Origin of the sequence: Fastidiosipila sanguinis, from assembly GCF_002998295.1 — a bacterium.
Classification (GTDB): Bacteria; Bacillota; Clostridia; order Saccharofermentanales; family Fastidiosipilaceae; genus Fastidiosipila; species Fastidiosipila sanguinis.
The window spans coordinates 1,324,213-1,347,493 of record NZ_CP027226.1 but is presented as its reverse complement, the minus strand read 5'-3'; the positions used below and the strand labels follow the sequence as shown (position 1 = coordinate 1,347,493).

General features: G+C 35.1%; 21 protein-coding genes. 15 read left to right on the top strand and 6 right to left on the bottom strand.

Features of this window, described 5'->3' with window-relative positions:
- Positions 1-146 precede the first annotated feature (146 nt).
- The 10 genes from C5Q98_RS05835 (at position 147) to C5Q98_RS05790 (ending at position 11,528) form a co-directional block, all read left to right on the top strand.
- On the top strand, positions 147-1,250 hold the full coding sequence (locus tag C5Q98_RS05835) for an IS30 family transposase (RefSeq protein WP_106012011.1): 1,104 nt from the start codon (positions 147-149) through the stop codon (positions 1,248-1,250).
- Between the two features lie 155 nt (positions 1,251-1,405).
- On the top strand, positions 1,406-1,843 hold the full coding sequence (locus tag C5Q98_RS05830; RefSeq protein ID WP_106012709.1) for an NfeD family protein: 438 nt from the start codon (positions 1,406-1,408) through the stop codon (positions 1,841-1,843).
- 95 nt (positions 1,844-1,938) lie between these two features.
- Positions 1,939-2,934, top strand: coding sequence for an SPFH domain-containing protein (locus C5Q98_RS05825; protein ID WP_106013090.1), 996 nt, complete (start codon positions 1,939-1,941; stop codon positions 2,932-2,934).
- A gap of 171 nt (positions 2,935-3,105) precedes the next feature.
- Positions 3,106-3,843: a hypothetical protein gene (locus tag C5Q98_RS05820; protein WP_106012708.1), complete on the top strand. Its 738-nt coding sequence runs from the start codon at positions 3,106-3,108 to the stop codon at positions 3,841-3,843.
- A 13-nt stretch (positions 3,844-3,856) separates the two neighbouring features.
- On the top strand, positions 3,857-4,378 hold the full coding sequence (locus C5Q98_RS05815) for a phosphatase PAP2 family protein (RefSeq protein WP_106012707.1): 522 nt from the start codon (positions 3,857-3,859) through the stop codon (positions 4,376-4,378).
- Between the two features lie 238 nt (positions 4,379-4,616).
- Entirely contained in the window at positions 4,617-5,630 is a 1,014-nt protein-coding gene (locus C5Q98_RS05810) for a GIN domain-containing protein (RefSeq protein WP_106012706.1), read from the top strand.
- Positions 5,631-5,825: 195 nt separating this feature from the next.
- Entirely contained in the window at positions 5,826-8,315 is a 2,490-nt protein-coding gene (locus C5Q98_RS05805; RefSeq protein ID WP_106012705.1) for a helicase HerA domain-containing protein, read from the top strand.
- Between the two features lie 39 nt (positions 8,316-8,354).
- Positions 8,355-9,833, top strand: coding sequence for a leucyl aminopeptidase (locus tag C5Q98_RS05800; RefSeq protein ID WP_341457370.1), 1,479 nt, complete (start codon positions 8,355-8,357; stop codon positions 9,831-9,833).
- 103 nt (positions 9,834-9,936) lie between these two features.
- Positions 9,937-10,668, top strand: a complete 732-nt coding sequence (locus C5Q98_RS05795; protein WP_158695722.1) for a serine hydrolase — start codon at positions 9,937-9,939, stop codon at positions 10,666-10,668.
- Positions 10,665-11,528 (top strand): LD-carboxypeptidase, encoded by an 864-nt coding sequence (locus C5Q98_RS05790; protein ID WP_106012702.1) that lies wholly within the window; start codon positions 10,665-10,667, stop codon positions 11,526-11,528. Before C5Q98_RS05795 ends, C5Q98_RS05790 begins: the two co-directional genes overlap by 4 nt.
- Before the next feature lie 70 nt (positions 11,529-11,598).
- Here the strand turns inward: C5Q98_RS05790 and C5Q98_RS05785 are convergent, their stop codons facing one another.
- Positions 11,599-12,585 (bottom strand): helix-turn-helix domain-containing protein, encoded by a 987-nt coding sequence (locus tag C5Q98_RS05785; protein ID WP_106012701.1) that lies wholly within the window; start codon positions 12,583-12,585, stop codon positions 11,599-11,601.
- Between the two features lie 349 nt (positions 12,586-12,934).
- Between C5Q98_RS05785 and C5Q98_RS05780 the strand changes: the two genes are divergently transcribed.
- Entirely contained in the window at positions 12,935-14,242 is a 1,308-nt protein-coding gene (locus C5Q98_RS05780) for an alpha-L-fucosidase (RefSeq protein WP_106012700.1), read from the top strand.
- Between the two features lie 134 nt (positions 14,243-14,376).
- Here C5Q98_RS05780 and C5Q98_RS05775 read toward each other — a convergent pair whose 3' ends face one another.
- The gene (locus C5Q98_RS05775; protein WP_106013089.1) at positions 14,377-15,657 is read right to left on the bottom strand and encodes a ClC family H(+)/Cl(-) exchange transporter; all 1,281 of its coding nucleotides are present in this window, start codon (positions 15,655-15,657) and stop codon (positions 14,377-14,379) included.
- A 231-nt stretch (positions 15,658-15,888) separates the two neighbouring features.
- On the bottom strand, positions 15,889-16,566 hold the full coding sequence (trhA, locus tag C5Q98_RS05770) for a PAQR family membrane homeostasis protein TrhA (RefSeq protein WP_106012699.1): 678 nt from the start codon (positions 16,564-16,566) through the stop codon (positions 15,889-15,891).
- A 120-nt stretch (positions 16,567-16,686) separates the two neighbouring features.
- Between trhA and C5Q98_RS05765 the strand changes: the two genes are divergently transcribed.
- Both C5Q98_RS05765 and C5Q98_RS05760 read left to right on the top strand, forming a co-directional pair.
- Complete coding sequence (locus C5Q98_RS05765; protein WP_106012698.1) at positions 16,687-17,637, top strand: LacI family DNA-binding transcriptional regulator; 951 nt, start codon at positions 16,687-16,689, stop codon at positions 17,635-17,637.
- 145 nt (positions 17,638-17,782) lie between these two features.
- A complete protein-coding gene (locus C5Q98_RS05760; RefSeq protein ID WP_106012697.1) occupies positions 17,783-18,979 on the top strand; it encodes a MalY/PatB family protein in 1,197 nt (398 codons plus the stop codon).
- A 118-nt stretch (positions 18,980-19,097) separates the two neighbouring features.
- Here the strand turns inward: C5Q98_RS05760 and glsA are convergent, their stop codons facing one another.
- Positions 19,098-20,036 carry a glutaminase A gene (glsA, locus tag C5Q98_RS05755; protein ID WP_106012696.1) on the bottom strand — a complete coding sequence of 313 codons (939 nt, stop codon included), beginning with the start codon at positions 20,034-20,036 and terminating at the stop codon, positions 19,098-19,100.
- Positions 20,037-20,189: 153 nt separating this feature from the next.
- Between glsA and C5Q98_RS05750 the strand changes: the two genes are divergently transcribed.
- The gene (locus C5Q98_RS05750) at positions 20,190-20,915 is read left to right on the top strand and encodes a sugar O-acetyltransferase (protein WP_242967354.1); all 726 of its coding nucleotides are present in this window, start codon (positions 20,190-20,192) and stop codon (positions 20,913-20,915) included.
- Between the two features lie 36 nt (positions 20,916-20,951).
- Positions 20,952-21,605, top strand: a complete 654-nt coding sequence (locus C5Q98_RS05745) for an ECF transporter S component (protein WP_106012695.1) — start codon at positions 20,952-20,954, stop codon at positions 21,603-21,605.
- A 14-nt stretch (positions 21,606-21,619) separates the two neighbouring features.
- Here the strand turns inward: C5Q98_RS05745 and C5Q98_RS05740 are convergent, their stop codons facing one another.
- A complete protein-coding gene (locus tag C5Q98_RS05740; RefSeq protein ID WP_106012694.1) occupies positions 21,620-22,603 on the bottom strand; it encodes a nucleotidyl transferase AbiEii/AbiGii toxin family protein in 984 nt (327 codons plus the stop codon).
- Positions 22,596-23,207, bottom strand: coding sequence for a DUF6088 family protein (locus C5Q98_RS05735; protein ID WP_106012693.1), 612 nt, complete (start codon positions 23,205-23,207; stop codon positions 22,596-22,598). Before C5Q98_RS05735 ends, C5Q98_RS05740 begins: the two co-directional genes overlap by 8 nt.
- Positions 23,208-23,281: the final 74 nt, after the last annotated feature.

Here is a 23,281-nt window from a genome sequence, read left to right as displayed (position 1 = left end):
TTGATTTGCACTCACTTCACAATTGTTAAAGAAAATGTAAAAACTCCGAATCTGGCCTAGGGCGAGTTGTAAAATAAACTGAAATAATAAAGGCTCAAACAATCCTGTACAATGTTAATTGGAAAAACGAAACAAAGGAGGATCGTATGAGCCAATTACATTATATCAGGAAAAGAGAAGCAGGTCAGCATTTAACAATAGAAGATAGAAAGCATCTAGAGTATTTATATAATGAGAATTTGAAGCGACCTAAAAAAGATAAATTAAATCAAAAAGAGTTAGCAAAGATATTAGGCTGGAGTGAAGCAACTCTATCTAGAGAACTAAAACGCGGTAAAGTCAAACAAAAGAATTCTATGCTAGAAGAATACACAGCATATTCCTCTGTAGTAGCTCAGAAAACAGTAGAAAAAACTTGGAGTAATAAAGGACCATCTTTAAAGATTAGTAACGACCATATATTAGCCAAAATAATAGAAAACATGCTAATAGGAAAAGAGATGAATAGAATAAATAATCTTAAATTCTCTCCAGCAGCAATAACAATGTATTTTGACAGAGTTGGCTGGCCTACAGATAAAAGACTTTGTACTAGAACTATTTACAACTATGTAGAAAAAGAAGTCTTCCTAGAAGTAACAATGAAAGACCTTCCACGTAAAGGAAATAAACCTAGACAAAGAAAACGCTATATAGAAAAGCGCTTATCTCCACCAGATAAGAAGAGAATAAACCATAGACCAAAAGCTATAGAAGAGCGTACAGAGACGGGGCACTGGGAGATGGATTGTATAGAGTCTAGTAAGGGAGATAGGACTTGTTTATTGACACTTGTAGATCGATGTACAAGAGAATGCATTATTTTAAAGATAAATACGCAAAGACAAGAATCTGTAGTAAAGAAGCTTAATTCTATAGAAAGAAAACTAGGAGCAAGAGCATTTAGAGAAAAGTTTAAGAGTATAACGGTAGATAATGGAGCAGAGTTTCAAGACTGGAAAAGCATGGAAAAATCTATACATAGTGAGAAATATAGAACTAGTGTTTATTATGCGCATGCATACTCATCTTGGGAGCGAGGAAGCAATGAAAATCTAAATGGATTTATCCGATATTTTATTCCTAAAGGTACAAAACTAAAAGATATACCACAGAGAGAAATAAATAAATTAGAGGAATTTATTAATAGTTACCCAAGGAAAGTATTAGAAGGAAACAGTGCAAATAGTAAATATTTAGCCATAGCGTAAACAATTAACATTGTACAAAAAACAATTTCAGTTTATGTTGCACTTTACACCGAATCTGGCCTAGTACAGAAATTATTGCCAAAATTATTATGGTAAAATATAATTAAACAAGGAAAACAAAACTCTTCCTTAATTATTAGGATAGGAGGTTATTTATGGATCAAGCTTGGATTTTTTGGTTGGTTTTAAGTCTATTATTTTTGGCAGTTGAATTAGGAACAGTAGCACTGGTAAGTATCTGGTTTGTTCTAGGAAGTGTGGTCGCTTTGTTCGCATCACTTTCTGGCATGAGTCTTACCTGGCAGATAGTTTTAATGTTAGTTGTTTCGGGAATAGGTCTAATAATTTTCTTGATGGTTAAAGATAAGCTAAACATCGGCAAAAATTCACATGTGCCAACTAATGTAGATGCTTTAATCGGAGAAGAAGCAGTTGTAATTGAAAAGATTAATGCTCTGGATAATAAAGGTTTGGTAAGAGTGAAGGGCAGAGAATGGAGAGCGGTTGCGAATCCAGAATCTGAAGAAATAGAAGTAGGTGAGATAGTTAAAATTTTATCTATACAAGGGGTTAAATTAATAGTTTCTAAGTAATAGAAGAAATCGAAGAAAGCAGAAAAACAAGAGAAACATTTAGCGAGAAGCAAAGGAGGTAATAAATGAGTTTATTAATTTTTGGAATTGGTGCCATGGATATATTCCTGTTGATACTACTTATATTGGTAGTCTATTTGGTTCTATCCTGCGTAAAAATTGTTCCACAAGCACACGTTAAGATTATCGAGAGGTTAGGATCATACCTGACAACTTGGGAGGCAGGTTTGCACTTCAAGATGCCTTTCGTAGATAAGGCTGTACACACAGTTTCTCTCAAAGAGCAAGTTGCAGACTTCAATCCACAAGCTGTTATCACCAAAGATAACGTTACCATGAGAATTGATACAGTTATTTTCTACCAAGTAACAGACCCTAAATTGTTCACTTATGGTATAGATAACCCAATCAACGCTATTGATAATTTATCATCAACAACTCTGCGTAACATTATTGGTGATTTGGAACTTGATGAGACTTTGACATCTAGAGACGTTATCAATACTAAGATGCGTGAGATTCTTGATGATGCTACAGATCCATGGGGTATCAAGGTTAATCGAGTTGAGTTGAAGAATATTTTGCCACCTCCTGAGATCCAAGATGCGATGGAGAAACAGATGAAGGCTGAGCGTGAGAAACGTAAGAGTGTCTTGATTGCCCAAGGTGAGAAAGAATCTGCAATTCTAAGAGCTGAAGGTGAAAAAGAATCTGCAGTCTTGAGAGCGGAAGCTAATAAAGAATCACAAATTCGTATAGCTGAAGGTGAAGCTCAAGCTATTCTCAAAGTTTACGAGGCACGTGCTAGAGGTATGGAATTACTTAAAGCAGCTAAAGCTGATGAAGCAGTTCTAAGCTTACGTGCAATGGAAGCTATGGAGAAGGTTGCTGATGGTAGAGCAACTAAGATTATCGTCCCATCAGAATTGCAAAATATGGCAGGATTAGTTTCTGCAGTTAAATCTATAGCAGACACTCCAGATCCTGAGTTAGACGAATCTGCAGTGGAAGAGCTCAAAGAAGATACATCCAAGAGTCATATCCCTAACGTAAGTTTGGATATGGATAGAGATTTGGATAGTGATGAATAGTAAATGATTTTAATATATTAAGTTACAGTATAACTTTAGGAGCAGATTCTTATCTGCTCCTTTTTAATTTCAATGAAATTGCTTCAACCATGATATGTTTAATCTTTACTTAAACTATTTCAGCTTCAATATATTGTATAATGAACTAGCTAAATATAGGAGAGGTTAGTAATGACAAAGGATAGATACAAACACAATAGTGAAGAGAAATTAGATTTAAAGATGGCTGGAGTAGAACCTACAAATGCCAATTCTGAATCTGACAATCCTGTTCTAGAAGAATTTCTCAAGAAACGTAGAGCAAAAAGATTCCTACTAATTATCTTAGTAATTTTTGCCCTAGCATTTCTAATCTTCGTAACTCCATTAAAAAAGGGTGAAATACAGAGAACTTATAAAGCTTACGACGTCATCAATAAGAAAGAAATGACCGTTTATCTCAATATTTGGCAAGAACATAAACTACTTGGTAAGAATGAAATAAACGGACACATAACAATATATGAAATTGCCGATGAAACGAAGCAGAAAAGTTTAATGTTTACTGGGCAAAGCGCTTACGATATCTATACACGAAACCGTGAACTACAAAATGCGAAAATGCTAGAATCAGCAGGCAGAGCAGATCGAATAGAAGCAGCTTTGGAAGCTAATTCTAAGATTGTAAATGATGAAGTACAAATTAAGTCAAGGTACTCATATTTATATGCAGATAAAGGTTTAGAACACCTCATCCTACTTGGCGATGCCGAAAAAGCTGAAAATGATATTTTTATTATTGCTAGAATAGATGATGTGATTACAAACGCTGAAGTAATAGAGAAAATGCAAAACACTATCAAACTTTATCCTGACGATATACAATTTATGCAAGATATATTAGCTGCAAATACTCAGGTAATGAAATAATGCGAGGTTATGAGTGGAAAGATTAGAATTATACGATGCAAGATTATTAATAGCTATTCAACAATTATTTAAGAATAAATATTTGGACAAGTTTTTTAAGATTTATACTCACTTAGGCGATGCCGGAGCGATCTGGATTGTTCTAGGTTTAGCTTTTATGTCATTTAAACAAACTAGAAGATCAGGGGTTTTAATGATTGGAGCATTGATAACAACTTGGTTATTTTCTAGCTATATCCTCAAGACAAGCTTAAAGAGAGTTAGACCATACGAGAAACACAAAGAAGTAAGGCTGTTAATAAAAACGCAAAAAGACACATCTTTCCCTTCTGGACATGCAGCTTCATCAATAGCTTGTGCCACAGTAGTGATGATTACTGCTGGGGGAAGTATTGGTATTCTTTGTCTAGTTTTGGCACTTTTAATGGCATTTTCTAGAATATATGTTGGGGTACACTATCCTTTAGATGTAATAGTTGGTAGCTTGCTAGGATTTATAATTGCAGCTTTAACCTGCTTGATTTTTTACTTGTAAATCACGATTATAAAAGTTGTTTGTCGTTCTGCTTCAATGCCCATAATCTAGGCATAAAGCTATAGAAAAAAACTTTTGCATACACAAGCAAAATGAACTTATAGTATAATAAGTTTTAATCGTAAAAGTAGATTTACCTGCCTTGGTTTTAATAACTTGAATTTTATTTAGAACAATAGGGTAAAATACATAATATCTTAGATTTTTCATAATATCCAAAAATATCAAGGAGGCAGATATGAGAAACGTAGAACACATTAATAAGAACATTAAATTAATCTTAGAGCAGAAAGGTGTAGATACAGTAGCTTTCGCTGAAGAATTAGAAGTAGAGCCAGCTCTTGTAGAAGCATGGATTAGTGGAGCTGAATTGCCAAGCTTAGAAATATTACCAACGATAGCTGAAGCACTTTCTTTAAGCATTGATGATTTGTTTAGAGAGAACTTAGAGCCAGAAGAAGCTGAGTCTCATTCTGCTAGTGAGAAGAGTATTATCTATGCAGAGGACGAACGTGATCCTAATAGAATCGACTTAATCAATGAAATCAAAAATGTAGACTTGATCCTAGATGGTTCCAACAAAGTCGTAATCCGTGAATCAGAAGACGGAAGATCTCGTTTGCATGTATATGGTGATGATGACTTTAGAGATGCAGTTTCATTCTCAGAAGATGAGGAAACACTTAAACTTAAGGTTATGAGTGGTGTTGAGAAGGGCACATTCCTAGGTATTAGCTTCGACTTCTCAAGTAGTGGTTCAAACAATCTCGTAATTGTAGAACTACCAGCAGAAGTAGAGAAGGTAGTAAGAGCCAGCATTTCTGGTGCTCCAGAGTTAGAGATTGAGACCAATCTAGAAAAATTAGAGTTTGAGATTAGTGGTTCAGCTGACGTTAAAGCAGACCAAGTTACAGACTTTATTAGCAAGATTTACGGTGCAGCTGATATAGAGGTAGATAAAGTAGATAACTTCGACCTAGATATCTTGGGTTCTGGTGATGTTAAGATAAACTATGCACGTGGTAATGGTAATGTTAGAATCCAAGGTTCTGGTAACGTAGAGCTAGGTGATAGTGTTATGGAAGACTTGGATATTTCTATCAGTGGTTCTGGTGATTTCAAATCTGATGTCAGCGTAAATAACGTTGTAGCTAATGTTATTGGTAGTGGTGACATTGTAGTTAGAGAAATTCGTGGTGAAAGAAGTTTCCACAACTTAGCTGAAGAGAATTTCACTGTTAAATCAGAGTAGAAAGTGAGTAGTTTCACTAATGAAACGAAATAACAGAAATCAAGTTGCAAAAATAATTTCCATAGTGCTGGTAGGAGTTCTAGGTTTAGGACTAATATCAGGTGCTGTGATTAGTATGGTTGCAATGCTTGGAAATTAAAAATTGAATAAATTAAACATTAAATAATAAAGCACAAGAAATGCTGAGAGGTTGATATGCAAAGCTTCGAGAATTTAGGAGAGTTTTATTTAGGTAAAGTTGTAGACCTAGAAACAATGAAGAGCAGTGAGCAGTATTACCTTTACAAATCAAAAGATCTGACTACCCATGCAATCTGCGTGGGTATGACAGGTTCAGGTAAGACTGGTCTATGTATAGACTTATTGGAGGAAGCAGCAATAGATGGTATTCCTGCTTTGGTTATTGATCCAAAGGGTGATATGGGAAACCTCATGTTAGCTTTTCCGGATTTTTTAGCAGAAAACTTCGAGCCTTGGATTGATACTGTAGAAGCTAGTAGACAAGGATTAACTACTCAGGAAGCTGCAGCACAAGTAGCAGAAAACTGGAAAAATGGTTTGGCAGATTCAGGCATTGACGGTGCTAGAGTTCAGAAATATTTGGATAGTGTTGAATTAAATATTTACACACCAGGTAGCAATGCAGGTAAACAATTATCAATAATAGATGTAACAGACTTACCTAGTGATGCAATTTTAAATGATGAAGAAGCTCTTAATAACTACGTAAGTTCAACCGTATCAAATATTTTGTCCCTCTTGAAGATTGATAGTGATCCTTTGACATCAAGAGAACATATTTTATTATCATATATTTTCTTAGACAAATATAAAAAACGTGAGAGTTTAGGTATCACGGAATTAATTCAAGCGATACAAAACCCAGGATTTGATAAATTGGGTGCCTTGGACTTGGAGTCTTTTTATCCGGAAAAAGATAGATTTAGACTTGCAGTTCAACTAAATAATTTAATGGCCTCACCAAGTTTTGCTTCTTGGCTAAAAGGTGAAGCACTGGATGTTCAAAATCTCTTGTACACAAAAGAAGGCAAGCCGAAAATATCTATAATCTCCATTAACCACTTATCTGATGAAGATAGAATGTTTATTGTAACAGCTATTCTTAATAAGGTTATTTCTTGGACAAGAGCTCAAGCTGGTACTTCTAGCTTGCGTGCTATCTTGTACATGGATGAGATTTTCGGATACTTCCCACCAGTCAGCAATCCTAGTTCAAAACAAGCTTTGTTAACTCTGCTAAAACAAGCTAGAGCCTTTGGTTTGGCAGTAGTTTTGGCAACTCAAAACCCAGTCGATCTAGACTATAAAGGTTTATCTAATATTGGATCATGGTTCATAGGAAGGTTGCAGACTGAGCAGGATAAGAACAGATTACTCGATGGTCTACAGAGTGTTTCCAACGAATCTGGAATGAACTTTGATAGGAATCAATTATCTGAGTTGATATCAGCTTTGCCAAAGAGAACTTTCTTGGTAAATAATGTGCATGAGTCTGGACCTGAGTTATTTAAGACACGTTGGACTATGTCATATTTGGCAGGACCTTTGACCAGAGAATCAATTAGCAGATTAAGTCCTGCAGATGAAGTAGTTACAGAACAAGCTGCTGAGATATTAGAGGGAAAAGTGGATTTAAACACTTCGCCTAGCCAATCTGTTAAAGAAGATGAAAGTAACGAAAATACAAATTCTCTTGCACCAAATGCTCATTTGAGCTCTAACAGTGCAAACAATATCAGGAAAAAGGTTCCTGACAACATTGATATTTATTATCAAAAAACAGATGAGCAAGAAGAAGTTATCTATAAACCAGCTTTGCTCGCCCATGTCGATGTAAGTTTCGTAGACAAGAAACATAATATTAGTGAAGTCCAGAATCTGAGTTTCGTAAGTGAGCTAAAAGATGAAGTAATTGCTGTAGATTGGTCAGAAAACTTAGCTGAAGATTCTAATATAGAGACAGTCAATGCTCCAGTAAGTTCAGCTAAGTTCCTTGAAATGCCAGATGCAGCTGGCAAAAAAACTAGCTATACCCAATGGGAAAAAGATCTTAAGGATCTAATTTATAGAGATGCAAGGCTAGAACTCTTTTCTTATGATGCAAGTGGTTTAGTATCTAGACCAGGTGAATCTGAGAGTGAATTTAATTTGCGAATAGAGCAATCTGTGCGTGAAACAAGAGATAAGGCTGTAGAAGATCTTAAAGCAAAATATGAGAAGAAACTGCAGGCAGCTGAAGAGAAAATTAGAAAAGCAGAAGCAAGACTGCAACGAGAAGAAGATCAGGCAAAACAATCTAAATTATCCTCTTGGATAGACATAGGATCAACTGTACTAGACAGTTTCCTAGGCCGTAAGAAGTTTGGCAAAACTACTATGAATAAGGCTGCACGTTCTGCTAGATCTGTAGGTAGAGCTAATCAACAGGCTGGTGATGTTCATAGAGCTGAAGCTGACTTAGAAACTTACCAAGCAGAATTGGAGAAACTCGAGCAAGAGCTAAGTGCTGAATTAGAGAGCTTAAGCAATAAGTTCAAAGAAGCGGCCAATAATATTAGCAAATTCGATATAGCTCCAACAAAGGGCAATATCAATGTCAAAGTTCTGGCAGTAATTATGTTGCCTTATGCTGAGACATCGAATGGTCTAGTGCCATTATTCTAGTTTGAATAAAATTGAATTTTTAAATTACATTAAAAACAAATTAAAAATATAACTGTTATACTGTTATTTAACGAAAATAATAAATTAAAGCAAAGAAAGGAAGAAATGATGCTTACAGTAAAATTAAATCAAGATACTGGACTAAAAGTACATTTACGTCCAACAAATAGTGATTGTTCTATGGTGAAGTTCGCTAGTGAAGTCTCAGATTTCTCAGCAAAGAAAGGTGAACTATTCTTCTGGCCAAAAGAAAACTCCGAATCTGTATTATTAGCAGGTTTAGGTGAATTATCTGAATTGAAGTTAGATGACTTGCGTACATTAGCTTTCAAAATTGTTAAGGAATTGGTATCACACAAAGTTAAAGAAGCTAGTGTGAAACTTCCAGAATTAGAGTTAGATGCAGAACAAGCTTTAGCAGCATTTTTTGAAGGTCTAATTCACTCTGACTACAAATTCAATAAAGGAACAAAAGATAAGAAAGAGCAAGAAATAACAATTAATGTTGAAACTGAAGTTGCAGACGCAGAAAAAGTTTTAGAAGAAGTTCAAAATGTTATGGAAGGTGTATTCCTAGCTCGTGACTTAACAAACTTGACTTCAAATGAGATGCACCCAGCAGATTTGGCTAACTGCGCAAAAGAGAAATTAGAACCTCTAGGAGTTAAGGTAACAATTCTTAACGAAGAAGAAATGCTAGAAAAAGGCATGGAAGCTGCTTACTCAGTAGGTAAAGGTTCTAGCTTCCGTCCACAATTCGTTGTATTAGAATACAACGGTGACGACAGCACAAAAGAAAGAACAGCTCTAGTTGGTAAAGCAATTTGTTATGACTCAGGTGGTTATAGTTTGAAACCAACAAGCGGTATGATAACTATGCAAGCTGATATGGGTGGTGCAGCAAGTGTTATTGGTGCATTCCTAGCTTTGGCAAAGAACAAAGTTAAGGCTAACGTAATTGGAACATTTGCTCCTGTAGAGAACTTAGTTTCAGGAACAAGCTATAGAGTTGGTGATATCATAGGTTCAATGTCAGGCCAAACAATTGAAGTTGAGAACACAGATGCTGAAGGTCGTGTAACCCTAGCAGATGCTATTTACTACGCAACTTCACAAGACAATGTTACACGTGTAATTGACATTGCTACATTGACAGGTGCATGTGTATCAGCCCTAGGTACAGAATTTACTGGTGCTATAACAAACAATCAAGAATTCTATGATGAATTTATTGAAGCTTCAGATTTAGCTGGAGAGAAAGTCTGGCAATTACCTATTTCAGATGATTTCAAGAAAGCTAATAAATCTAAGGTTGCTGATTTCACAAACTCTGCTGGTTTTGGTGGTGGTACAATTACAGCAGGTCTATTCGTTGGTGAGTTCTTGGCAGACAAAGATCTACCATGGATCCACTTAGATGTTGCTGGAACAGCATACTTGGGTAAACCATGTGGTTATCTACCAGAGCGTGCAACAGGTGTTCATGTTAAAGCATTCTACAACTTGCTAGCAAAGTAATATTGAAAGCAAAATAAATAGATCTTAATTTCGAGGCTCCCTAAGGTAAGTACTTACTATCACTGGGAGCCTCTTATTCTTTAAAGAAATGAGGGTGTCATATATGGATGTAGCTTATTTTGCGAAATCTCTTAAGGGTGAGAATGTGGTTTCTTATGAAGATGGCAAAAATTTCCCATCTGCTAGTCTAATTAAAATATTCATTGCACTTTGTCTTGGTAATGAGATTGAGAAAGGTCGCTTATCGCTAATGGATACAATGGAGTTTGATATTAGTGATGAGAATTCTGTTGCAGGTGCCGGAGCATTGAAATTTCTCGAACAAGGACATGATTTTTCTATAAACGAGCTGATGAGATTAATGCTAGCATTTAGCGATAATTGTGCGACAAATATGCTTATTGATTATATAGGTTTGGAGAAGATTCAAGATTTCTTAACTGATAAATACCCTAATACTCGTTTAAATCGCAAGATGATGCAGATCCCTAAGTCAGCAGATAAAGATAACCTAAGTACTGCCAAAGAAGTTGCTGAAGCTTTAGAAGAAATCTTTTCAAGAGCACAAGCAGGAGAGGCGTACTATGTAGAAATTCTAGACGCATTGAGAAAGCAAGAATGTTTCAATAGCCTAGGCCTGTATATCGAAGGGGTGGAGATTGCTCACAAAACTGGTACTTTAGTAAATTTGGAGCATGATGCTGGTATAGTTTTTGAAGAAGATAATAGTTATATTGTAGTGGTACTTGTTAAAGGCTTAAGCAATCAACGTTGTAGAGAAGAAATTGGCAAGATTTCATTAGATATTTTTAGAGAAATGGAGAAAGTTAAGTGAAAGAAAATATAAGTGCAGCGATGTTTGCTGCTTCTAATGCTTTGAAGCCATCCCAAAAAGAAGACATTTATAAGCTAAGAGATTTGTTAGAGGAATTTGGCGAGAGTGTTATATTATCTGAGTTTTTGTTTGCGGAGGAAGAATGTTTAGAAAAAACTTTTGCATCCGTTAGCCCAGGAAGTCCAGAACAAAAGGCTGCAGAACTTAATGCTTATTTTGCTAATCCTAGGATAAAAAATATCTATGATGTCTCTGGTGGAGATTTGGCAAATGGGATTCTCCCTTATCTTTATTATGATGTGATTAGGGCGAGTTCTGCTAAGTACTGGGGTTACAGTGACAACACAACAGTTATCAATGCAATCTACGCAATTACTGGGAAGTCTTCAATTTTTTATCAGATTAGGAATTTAATTGGTGAAGATGCTGAACAACAAACACAAAATTTCCTTAAAGAAGATAAGCTTTTTAATTTTAACTATGAATTTCTGCAAGGTAACCATATTGAGGGAGTAGTTTTGGGAGGTAATATTCGTTGTTTGTTGAAACTAGCAGGTACGAAATACCTGCCTGACTTCAGCAACAAAATTCTATTCCTAGAATCATTTAGTGGTAGAACAGCAAGGATACGCAGCTATTTTTATCAACTGGATCAACTGGGAGTTTTTGAAGAAATTTCTGGATTGATTTTGGGGAGCTTTACGGAACTTTTCGAAAAAGATAGTAAGGACTCATTGCTAAAAATTGTTGAGGAGATAGTTCCAGATAGAATTCCTATAGCATGTACTGATGAGATAGGCCATGGAGCAAATAGCAAGGCTCTTAGGATTGGGGAAAGTTTGAGCCTGAGCAGAGCTTAATTATTTTTGAATTAAAAAAGTGTAGCCCTAAGGTTACACTTTTTTATAGATATTCTATTGTATTTACAGGCTAATCATTATTTTTCTTGCTAAATAAATTCGTAATTGCAATAACTATTGGGAATAGAATACCTGCAACCATCATTATAATCCAGGAAATCTCCCAAGCGTTTGTCAAGAAACTATAGATAAGGTAGATGGTTGTAGCGATTAGCCAGAAGCTGGAATATACTGTGCCTTTAAGGGATGAATTAGCTTTTTCTACTTTGCTGTAGTCGCCTTCTTGTAACAATTTCTCATAGCTTGCCCACCTGACACCTGCTCGCACAAGGAAATATACGCCTGTAGCAATTAGTAATAAGGTAATCGCCAGCATGATAACACTCAATATATCATTTTTTTCATCAATAATGACTCCGATAAAGATAGGTATTACTGAGGTTACACACAACATAATTCCTGTTAAATTCAATTTATTGTAGGTATCTCTATAATTTTCTTGTTTTTCTTTCGCCAAGCCTCTAACTCCATAAGCAGTTTCTATTACTTCTTTATCTAAGAAATCATATTTACCACTCTGATTGCCACAGACAATAAGCAAACTAACTCCTGCAGCTATAAGTATAAATAGTACGATTAGGCCGATACCAGAGGCAACGTTTTCGTTCATGAAGTTAGGATTAGACTCACTTATTTCACCAAGTATAAGTAGAACAATAGGTGAAAGAATAAATAAGGATACAGCTAGTGCTATTAGTTTAGATCCAGCTTCTTGAATTCCCAAAAATTCATTTGCTTCTTCTAAAGAGACTGTTCTTACATCTAAGGTATCTGAAATATTTACATTCTCTTCTATCTCTATATTTTCTTTTAGGAGATAGTCAGTGCTCACACCGAAAAGTTGTGAGAGTTTAATTATTTTCTCCAGATCCGGAATAGATTGGGCACCTTCCCATTTGGATACTGATTGTCTTGTGACATTCATTTGCTCTGCTAGTTCTTCTTGTGACCAGCCTGCTTTTTTGCGTAATAAGATAAGTTTATCTGCGAAAATCATATTTTTATCCTCCCTATGATTAGTATGCTCTAATGATAGTTTTTCAAGGGGTTACAGACCACCAATTGCAACGGTCAATTTGTCAACTGGCAGTTGCAACACGGCAAAATCTGGTTAATTAGCGGTTTTAATCCAATAAACAGCTAGAAACTACTATATATAATTTTAGCGAATACAGAGAAATTTATGGTGTTATTTATGTTAAAAATTACTTTTGTCTGCATTTTAAGTTATCACTAAAAGTATTTATTAGTTTTAGAATTATAAAGTGAAATGGTAAAGAATAGTACCTCATAGGAGTAGATTTTGTGTGATAATGAAAACAGCTATAAATTTTTCGGAGGTATCTATGGACTATCAAGAGTACATGAGAATAAGAGATGAACGTACAAGAGAGTTTATGAAGGATAGATTTGGTCTATTTATTCACTGGGGCTTATATGCAATTCCTGCCAGAGGTGAATGGTATATGACTAATCATCAGATCCCAAGAACTGAGTACGAGAAGTATGCAGAAGAATGGAACCCATATCATTTCGATGCGAAAGAATGGGCAAAGTTGGCAAAAGAAGCTGGCATGAAATATGCAGTCATTACAACAAAGCACCATGATGGATTCTGCTTATTTGATAGTAAATTAACCGATTATAAATCAACTAACACTCCTTTCGGAAGAGACATAATACGTGAATTTGTGGACGCATTTAGAGCAGAAGGACTCAAGGTAGGATTTTACTACTCACTTCTAGATTGGCATCACCCTGATTATCCGGTCAAAGGGGACCAATACCATCCCGAAAGAAACCACGAAGGTCTTAATGAAAATGAGGGAAATTTCCCACGCTACTTAGATTATTTACATGGTCAAGTAGAAGAGCTAATGAGTAATTATGGCAAAATTGATTTGCTCTGGTTTGACTTTTCTTATGGAGATAAATTCGGTGAAGCTTGGAGAGGTACAGAGCTGCTTGACATGATCCGTTCTAAACAACCAGATATTATTGTAAATGGTAGATTAGAAGGTAGTGGTGAAACTCATGGGTCAATATTGAGTGATGAGCCTAGTATTTTTTCCGGTGATTTCGCCAACCCAGAGATGATTATCCCACCAGCAGGTATGACTACAGATTCAGGTAGGGTAGTTCCTTGGGAAGCTTGTTTAACAATTAATAATAGCTGGGGATATAATGCCTGGGATAGAAGCTTCAAGTCTTCAGAACAGCTAGTCCGTAAATTGGTAGAGTGTGTAAGCAAAAATGGAAACATGCTCCTGAATGTGGGACCTAATGCAAAAGGTGAAATCCAAAATGAACAAAAACAAGTCCTAAAAGAAATTGGAGAATGGATGCATAATAACTCAGACAGTATTTACGGTTGTGCAGCTTCAGACCTTGAGAAACCTGAATGGGGACGTTTCACTCAGAAGGGTAATACAATTTATGCTCATATTTTTGAAGAGCCAATTGGTCCAGTGATTATTCAGAATTTTGACAAAAAGATCAAGAAAATTAGAAGAGTCCGTGATGGTTTGGAGTTGCATAACAATAAACCTTGGAACGCAGCTAATGGATACGATCAACATGTCTTTATTGACTATGTTTACACAGATGAGTTGGATAAGATTGATAGTGTAATTGCTATTGAAGTAGAAGAATAGAAAATTAAGAAACTTAGGCTGTGGTGATTTTGAAGCCACTCTGCTATTGGAAAATTAAGGTGTGTATGATATTGATTATCATGCACACCTTTTTATTTATCCGAAAAAACTGATTCGTATTGTTAGTTTTTAAATTATTTTTCTAAAAGAAGCTCATATAGTTTGTCATAGAATGGTTTAGAGTTGCATACCTCAGCCACGCTATATGCTACAAGGCTTACTACGGCAAGGCCCAATAAGTAATTAAAGGCTCCTCCAGTCATTTCTAGAATCAGAATAATTGCTGTGATCGGTGTCCTGACAATTGCTGAGAAATGTCCACACATTGCTAGCATTGTGAAAGCTAGAATATAAGAAGCATCGAGTAAGCCTAACATTACAAAGCTTGTAGCAACAATATTTCCTAGCAGAGACCCTATAACCAGTAATGGAACAAGACTTCCTCCGGGTACACCTACGCCAAAAGCACAGGATAAGAGCAAGATTTTCAGCAAATATAGAATGATAATTTCTGCTAATTTCTTATTTCCAGTTAATGGCAAAAATATAAAGGGTTCGCTGGAAGAAAAGAGTTCAATATCAAGCAACAAAACTATTGCAGTAAGCACAAAAGGTATAAGGTACTTGAGGTAAGGGTGAATTTTTATCTTGGCAAAAACTTTTTTGGAAGAGATAACAACATAATTAAACAGTACTCCTGAAAGGCCAGCAAAAATACCTAGAATAATTATAAGTCCAAGCATTGATATATCCATGACCTCAAAATTCGGAATATCTATTAGAGCAGGTCTATTACCAAAACAAAGATCAGCAGTAACAACGGCAGAAAATACAGTTAAAGTTGAGAATACAAAAACTTTTCTATTAGTTTTCTTAAAAATTTCTTCAATTGTAAAAAGCAATCCTGCCATGGGAGCATTAAAGGCTACCGCAATTCCTGCTCCAGCAGATGAACCGATGAAATATCTTTTGTTTTCTTTGGACTCGCTAAGCTCATGAGCAATGTCTCCTATTAGTCCTGCTATTTGAACGGAAGGACCTTCTCTACCTAAAGTTAGTCCGGATCCTATTGTGAGGGTGCTTGCTATGAATTTATTTATAAGCGTTTTAGGAGAATTTACCTCGATTTTATCATCTATCATGCCGTATATAACTGGAATACCAGATCCATTAATATTAGGATCTTTCTTAGTCAGAAAATAGATAAATGTACCTAGCAGTATGAAGGCAACAACAATAAGAAATGAATATAAAATATTGCCGGAAGATTTTCTAAATAAATCCATTACGTGTTTTGAAAGAAAGTGTATTGCTTCTTTGAAAAGACCTATCACAATACCAGTAGATATACCCGTTAAAATTAGAATAAAGACGGTTCTCAAATATTTTATTTGTTTTGAAAAATTTTTGATCATAATAAACTTCCTCTCACAAATTGTCGCATCTTCTTTTTTAGCGACTAAAAAAAGCATAAGAAATGCACACGCAGTAAAGTGTACTCCTAAGTAAATAGAAATTAAAGTTTTAAGGAGAAATTTTAATTTATAAAATAAGGATGATAAGATGTGTGGTATTGGAGAATTAAAAAAGGAGTTCTTGCGAAGAATGCAAAAACTCCTTTTCTCTTTTATAAATATAAGATTAATCTACACGTAAACATAAATAGAAATAAACATAGCTACAGCTGCGAGGAAGACAAATATATGCCAAACAACATGTGCGTATGGAATATTTCTTCTTTTACCTAAGCCGTAAAAAATAATTCCAATGGTGTAAATTAGTCCTCCACCTAATAGCCAGAGAGCGCCACCAAGACCCATGTTTTCAAATAAAGGTTTAAGGGCAAAGAGTGCGACCCAACCCATAGCTGCATATATCCAAGTAGAATACTTCATAACAAATTTCCATTTAAAAATTTTACCGAATATACCCACTATAGCTAATACCCACTCGATTACGAATATTGTAATTCCAAGGGCTCCGCCGATGCTAATTAATGTGTAAGGTGTATAGGTTCCAGCGATAAGGAAAAAAATACCACTGTGATCTAGAATGTGGAAGACCTTTTCTGCTTTGGTGAATTTTAAGCTGTGATATAAGGTTGAGAATAAGAACATTAAGCACATACTTACACCGTAGATAGTATAGGCAGTAATTTCTAGAGCACTTCCATGAGCCACGCCTTTAATTATTAAGAAAACTGTTGCAGTTACGGCTGCTCCGAATCCAAATCCATGAGTTACAGAGTTTAGTACCTCATTTAGAATTCTATAAAAATGAGTATCTCTGTGACGAATTGGTGTATTTGTTTCATTATTTGACATTTCTGACTCCTATCTTGAAATTAACGATAGATTAATTGTAGCACTTAATATATTAAAGTTTGTAAAACATGCTAATAAAAATATTCTATAATGAAATCTATTATGAGACCGGGGTGTAAAATGGATATCGATAAAAATCAAAATCGTCAGGCTACAATGAAAGACGTTGCAGAACGAGCCAATGTTTCTACAGCAACAGTTTCTTATGTTTTGAATTATTCAGATAAAAAGAAAATAAGTCATGAGACAAGGTTGAAGGTTTTCAAAGCCGCTGAAGAACTAAACTATGTAACAGATAAATCAGCGAGAAGTCTGGCGCTTAAGAGGTATAGTGATGTCAAACACGAGAAAGGTATAGTTGGCTTAATTGTAGATATTGATGAGCATAGCTCCTGGACCAAGAAATCAATTTATTATGAATTCTTTAACCTCCTTGCTGCTGGTTTGAGACAAAGTGGATATGAATTGGTTGAAATACTTTACAAGAATGTAGATCAAGCGCTAAAAGAAAAACATGATTATGATTTGATACTCTTGTACGAACTCACACTAGAAGATGCCCAGGCTTTAACACAAGAGTTTTTTGTCCCAGTCGCAAGTATTGAGACTCCACTATTTAATATTTTGTTTCATGAGGTGAACTTTGACTTCTTGCATCTATTTGAAGATTTGAGTCAAAGAGCAAAATATCTCTGTATAGAAGACTTTGTAAATGATAGAGTCTATGAGATCGCCAGTAAATTTATCCATCCAGATAATATTCTGGTTAATACAAGTGAGGAAAGTTTGGAGCTTTTCTTTGATAAAGAAAATATTCAAGATGAAAAAATAATTGTTGTTGGTGAGGCGTTAGCGCTGAAAGTTCGACGTTTTGTCGATGAGAAACAAATGATAGTCGTTTGCTACAGTGAAAGTGGCACGAAATTATTCCCTAATAGCGAGGTACTGCTCTTTGACCTGAACAAGATTGTTAAAGAAACATGTTTCCTAGTTGAGAAATTGCTAGAACTTAAGGGTCGTGAAGTAGATCACATCATTTATATACCTGCAGAAATAGTGAAGAGAAATTAGTGTAAATGCTATTTGTAATAACTAGCTATGAAGTGATAAAATACCTAGAGAAAATTAAGCAATAAAACGCAATAAGTAATAAATGTAATAAGCAAAATGCATTAAAAATAAACGCAAGAATTAAAAAGGAAGAGGGAAAAACGTTATGTCTAGCAAGTTTAATTTTGATGAGATTGTAGACAGAAGAGGTACTACAGCAGAAAAATGGAACATTAATGAAGGTGAATTACCAATGTGGGTTGCGGATATGGATTTCAAGGCAGCTCCAGTTGTAATAGAAACAATGCAAGAAATTGTTAATCATGGGATTTTCGGTTATGACTTCGTTCCAAAGAGCTTCTATGAATCAGTTCAAAATTGGTTAAAACGTAAACATAATGTTGATGTAGAGACTTGGGAAATTATTTATACCGATGGTGTAATACCAGCAATACGTTCCTCTATGCGTGCTTTAGCTAATGAAGGTGATGGAGTAGTAATGTTTACACCAACTTACAATAACTTCTATACGTCAATTTTCTACAATAATTTAGAATTAATTGACTGTCCACTAGACTATAAAGCCGGTGAATATACAATTAACTGGGATAACTTGGAAGAAGCTTTGTCCAAAGATGAGAACAAAATTTTCTTGTTCTGTAATCCTCAAAACCCAATCGGTATGAACTACAACCTGGATGATCTAGAAAGAATTGCTAAACTTTGCAAGAAGCATAACGTTTACATGTTCTGTGATGAAATTCATGCAGATCTTATTCACCCAGGTGAAGAACATTTCTCTGCAAGTAATATTGCTCTAGATGCTCAAGATAATTTACTAGTATTTAACTCAGTAACAAAATCCTTTAACCTAGCTGGTATGAAAGCTGCTTATGTAATCTGCAGAAACCAAGAGCTAAAGGCTAAGTTGGAGAGAAGATTCGAGCAAGACAAAGCTATGGAAATTAACTCATTTGGTGTTAAGGTCACAGAAGCTTGCTATAGCAAAGAAGGTGAAGAGTGGCTAGATGCTCTTAACGAATACCTCGCTGAAAATAGAAAACTTCTTGAAACGAGATTAACAGAAGCATTCCCTGATTTGATTTTCAGCAAAGCTAATGCTACATATCTAGCTTGGATTAATACTTCTAACTATGCTCAAGATAGTAAACATATGGCTGATTTTATGAGATTTAAGACAGGACTATTCGTACAGGCTGGTGAGATTTATGGTCAAACTGGATACAAATTTATCCGTTGGAACTATGCTTGCCCAAGAGAAATGCTAGAAGATGGAATTAATAGATTCATTGAAAGTTTGAAAGAGTATCAAGAGCTAGGAATTAGTTACGTGATGGATTAGTTAAAACTTTTAGCTTAAAGTCATACATATTAGTTATTGAAAAATTAAGCCCTTTACTGTGATTTTAGTGAAGGGCTATATTTATGCTTGTTTGTCTTGAATTATGTAATTTTTATCTTTAGCTATTTTCGGAAAATATATGCCAATTGTATTTTTGGGATAGCTGCTCAACCAAGTCTAATCCACCGATACTGTTTCCATTAGCATCAAGTGCTGGGCCGAAGGTAGCAATGCCAAATTCTTGTGGTTTTACATAGATCACTCCACCTGAGACGCCACTTTTGGCAGCTAAGCCAGCTTTGACAGCAAAACTACCGGTACCATTATATAATCCACATGTAAACATGATGCTAAGGACTACTTTTACAGTTTTAGCAGAAATAATTTGCTCGCCAGTTTCAGGGTCTTTGCCATAATTAGCTAGAAGAGTAGCGAAGTTAGTTAAATCTTCGAGAGATAAGTTAATAGCACAAAGACGTGTGTAAAATTCCAATGATTTACTAGGGGTAGAGCTGAGGAGATTCAAATTCTTGAGTTCCCATGTAAGTGAGTGGTTACGAGAATTACTACTTACTTCAGAATTGTAAACATCCATTTCTATTTCTAAATTTGGATTGGAGCAATATTTGCCTATAATTTCTATAGCTTCCTCAATTGTATATTTGCTCTCTAGCATAGAGGCAATAACTATGGCTCCAGCGTTGATGAAAGGGTTATTAGGCTTATGTGGAGCGGTGTCAAGAGTACTTAGCTCAGTAAATGGCGCAGAAGATGCTTCCATACCGACTTTATCAAAAACAAAATCATAGGAAAAAGTCTCTATAGCAATAATTAGAGCAGCGACTTTTGAGATGCTTTGGATTGTAAACTTGATATCAGTATCACCACAGGAGAATTTTTGATTATCCACTGTCTTAAGCATGAACCCCAAGTGCTCCGGATTAGCTGTGGACAACTCTGGAATGTAGTCGACAACTTTTCCCGTGCTCAACTTAGAGCGAGAGTTATTCAGGGCTGTAGTAATATCTGATTCAAATTCTGAAATATTAAAATTCATTTACTGTCTCCTTCATTACTAAAGTTTATCACTAACATAGATACATCGTAATTAAATATTTATTAATATTGAAATTTATCGAGCAAATAGTTTAGTATTTGTATATAAGAAAACAAATACATAGGCTAAAAAGGAGCTAAAAAGGAGCAAAAAATGTCTAGTAAAAATAGGGACAAAGCAAGAGAGAAATTTGCAAATATGACTGAAGCAGAAAAAGCAGAATATTCTTTTAGAAGTAAGCAGAAATATCAACATGCTGGAATTGTTCATTTACCTGCTGGTAAGAAATTCTTCGAACTGCAAGAAAGTAGACAAGCAATTTTGGACAAATATAATGCTACCAGTAATAGCAGCAAGAAAGTTAGAGAAGACTTGCTTAGAGAAATGTTCGCTGAATGTGGAGAAAATGTATATGTTGAACCACCTCTCAATGCAAACTTTGGTGGGTACCATGTTCACGTAGGCGATAACGTCTATATGAACTCTAACGTTACTTTTGTCGATGACACACATATATATATTGGAGCGTATACAATGATTGGACCTAATGTTGTAATTGCTACTGCAGGACACCCAATTTCACCAGAGTTGAGACGTCAAGGAATGCAGTTTAATGCTCCTGTCCATGTTGGCGAAAATGTATGGCTTGGAGCTGGAGTTACAATAATGCCAGGTGTAAAGATTGGTGATAATTCAGTTATTGGTGCAGGTAGTGTAGTAACTAAGGATATTCCAGCAAACGTGGTTGCTTTTGGTAATCCTTGTAGAGTTTATAGAGATATTACTGATTATGATGATAAATATTATAAGATCTCTGGTGAGGTTAGAGAAATTGATCAAGATGTAATCGCAGAGGAGCTTGAACTAAGAGGTTACTAGAATGAGCTTGTTGAGCTGAGAGGGTAATGGAATAAAATGAGCTTGAATGGGAGAAGGTATCCAGAAAATAGAGCTGGGGAAAAACATGCTGAATATAGTGGCTTAAAGGAAAAGCACGCTGATGAAAGTAGTTTAATGGAAAAGCACGATAGTAATAGGAGCAACTTATCAGAATCGAAAGTTAGACAAGTTCATAATGCACGCAAAGTGACACTCAAAAACCTTAGTATGGCAGGGCTATTTATTGCTCTAAGTTTGTTGGGAGCCAATGTTAAATTTTGGGGCAATACCATTGCATTAGATTCAGCACCAGGGTTTTTGGCAGCTCTTTTGTTGGGGTCAGGTTATGGTGGGTTCGTTGGTGCAACAGGCCATCTATTCAGTGCCTTGATTTCTGGTATGCCTTTATCCCCAGTTGTTCATATGATTACCGCTATATCTATGGCTGTTGTAATGATGCTTCATGGATTCTTAGCCAGAAAATTTGGCAATGGCTTGGGAGCGATTGTAATAAGAGTGCTTGTTGCAATTCTAATGAATAGTGTTGTCGCCACTTTGCCATTAATTCCAATTTTAGCCTGGGGTATGATTGTGAGCTTGTGGGTACCTTTGGCTATTGCGACTACTGTGAACGTCTTGATTGCAGAGTTTGCTTACTTCTTTTGGCGAAAAAATCGTAATGAGATTTAGAGTGGGAGAGCTTGCTAGGAGTTGATTTCATTTTCTAGTTGTTTAAGAGTTTTTATAATATCTTCAAATTTTGGATAGTTTCCATATATCATTTCTGACATAGCCCTGTAATCTTTTTCGATTTCGGAAAAACGATACTCAGCAGAAACTAATCTTAATCTGCCATTTAACGCTTCTTCATACTTTGCCCATTTTCTAGGGTAAAACTTCATTTTAAATTCAATCACTTTTTTTAATAAATCTTTATCTTCTAAAGCTTTGTTTTTAATATCTGAATTTGTAATTTTATATAAGTCGTAAAAATGTCTAGCATATCTGTGTGGCATTGAAGAAGATTCTGGTCTATTTGCTTCATGGTGAAGTATTGTTGCCTTTTCCCAAAAGGTTCTCTCTGCTGATACTGTCCTTATATTAGTTTTTATTCTGAATACATTCGGATAGGCCTCCCCGATTATTGGCAAGATTTCTACTTCAATTGCAGGTGTTAATGCTGCAAGACTTCCTATTTCAAGCCTTATATTTTGCGCTAAATAATTAGATTCAAAGATTTTAGGATATTTACAAAGAATTGTTTGCTGATCAATACGATCAATGGAAAATTCAAAACCCAAGTTCTTAAGATCTTTTTCTAATACTTTTAATAATTTATCTCTTAAGAAGATTTCTGTCTTTACATTAATTTCCTTATTAAATTTATCTTGTTTAGTGTTTGATCTTTCTATCCATGGTTCTTTTTCTTCATAGCCCAATACTCGCCAATCCAGGATTAAATCTATATCTTCAGAGAATCTTTCAATAAGTCCAAAGCATTTTGATAGAGATGTTCCACCTTTAAAAGTAAAATATTCTTTCCATTTATTTTCATTAAATAGATAGTCTAGGATGATAGTAACCCAATAATCTTTTTCAATAATAACCTCAGAAATATTTTTCTTTCTTGCAGTATTTACTATTAAAACTTTCAAATCTTCTTTGTTTTCTATATAGAATTTATTCATTTTCGGCCTTAGAGATTTCTCTTATTACTTCATATATCCATGCTGAGGCTGATTTTGATTGATTCATTAGATCTGCTTTTTCTTTATCAGTTAAATTTTCTCTTATCTTTTGTATATCTTGCTCATTGATATTTTCTTTACCTATAGACTTGATTGCCTGAATTACAGTTGCCGTCTTTAAAGACATATTAGCAATCTCGCCTGGATTTACTTTTTTGAATTCTAGAATGGTATTTCCAATTTTATACTCTTTATATCTTCCACTAGATATATATTTATAGTTAGCTGGTACTTGTGTTGAAAGTCCTAGTAAGTTTAAGGCGGTGCTATCGTACGGTGCAATATTCCAATTGTATTTTCTTGCTATAGCTAGTGCTAACTCATGGACTGATATTGCTTCGTACTCTCCAACTAATTCACTGTATGTTGGATTATAATAAAAGCCATCAATGACACGCTTAATTTTGTTTTCATCTGCTAATCTTTTTAATATTTGTCTAACCGTAGCATTTGACGCAATATCTAAAAAGTCATTTGCAAAAAATACTTTATGTGAGTCAAAATTATTTATTTTGTCAGATATTATTTCAGTATATGAACTCATTACAACTCTCCTTGTCACGAATATTATATCATATCCGTGACAAAAGGCGCTGTTATCTTTGTATTTTACATTTC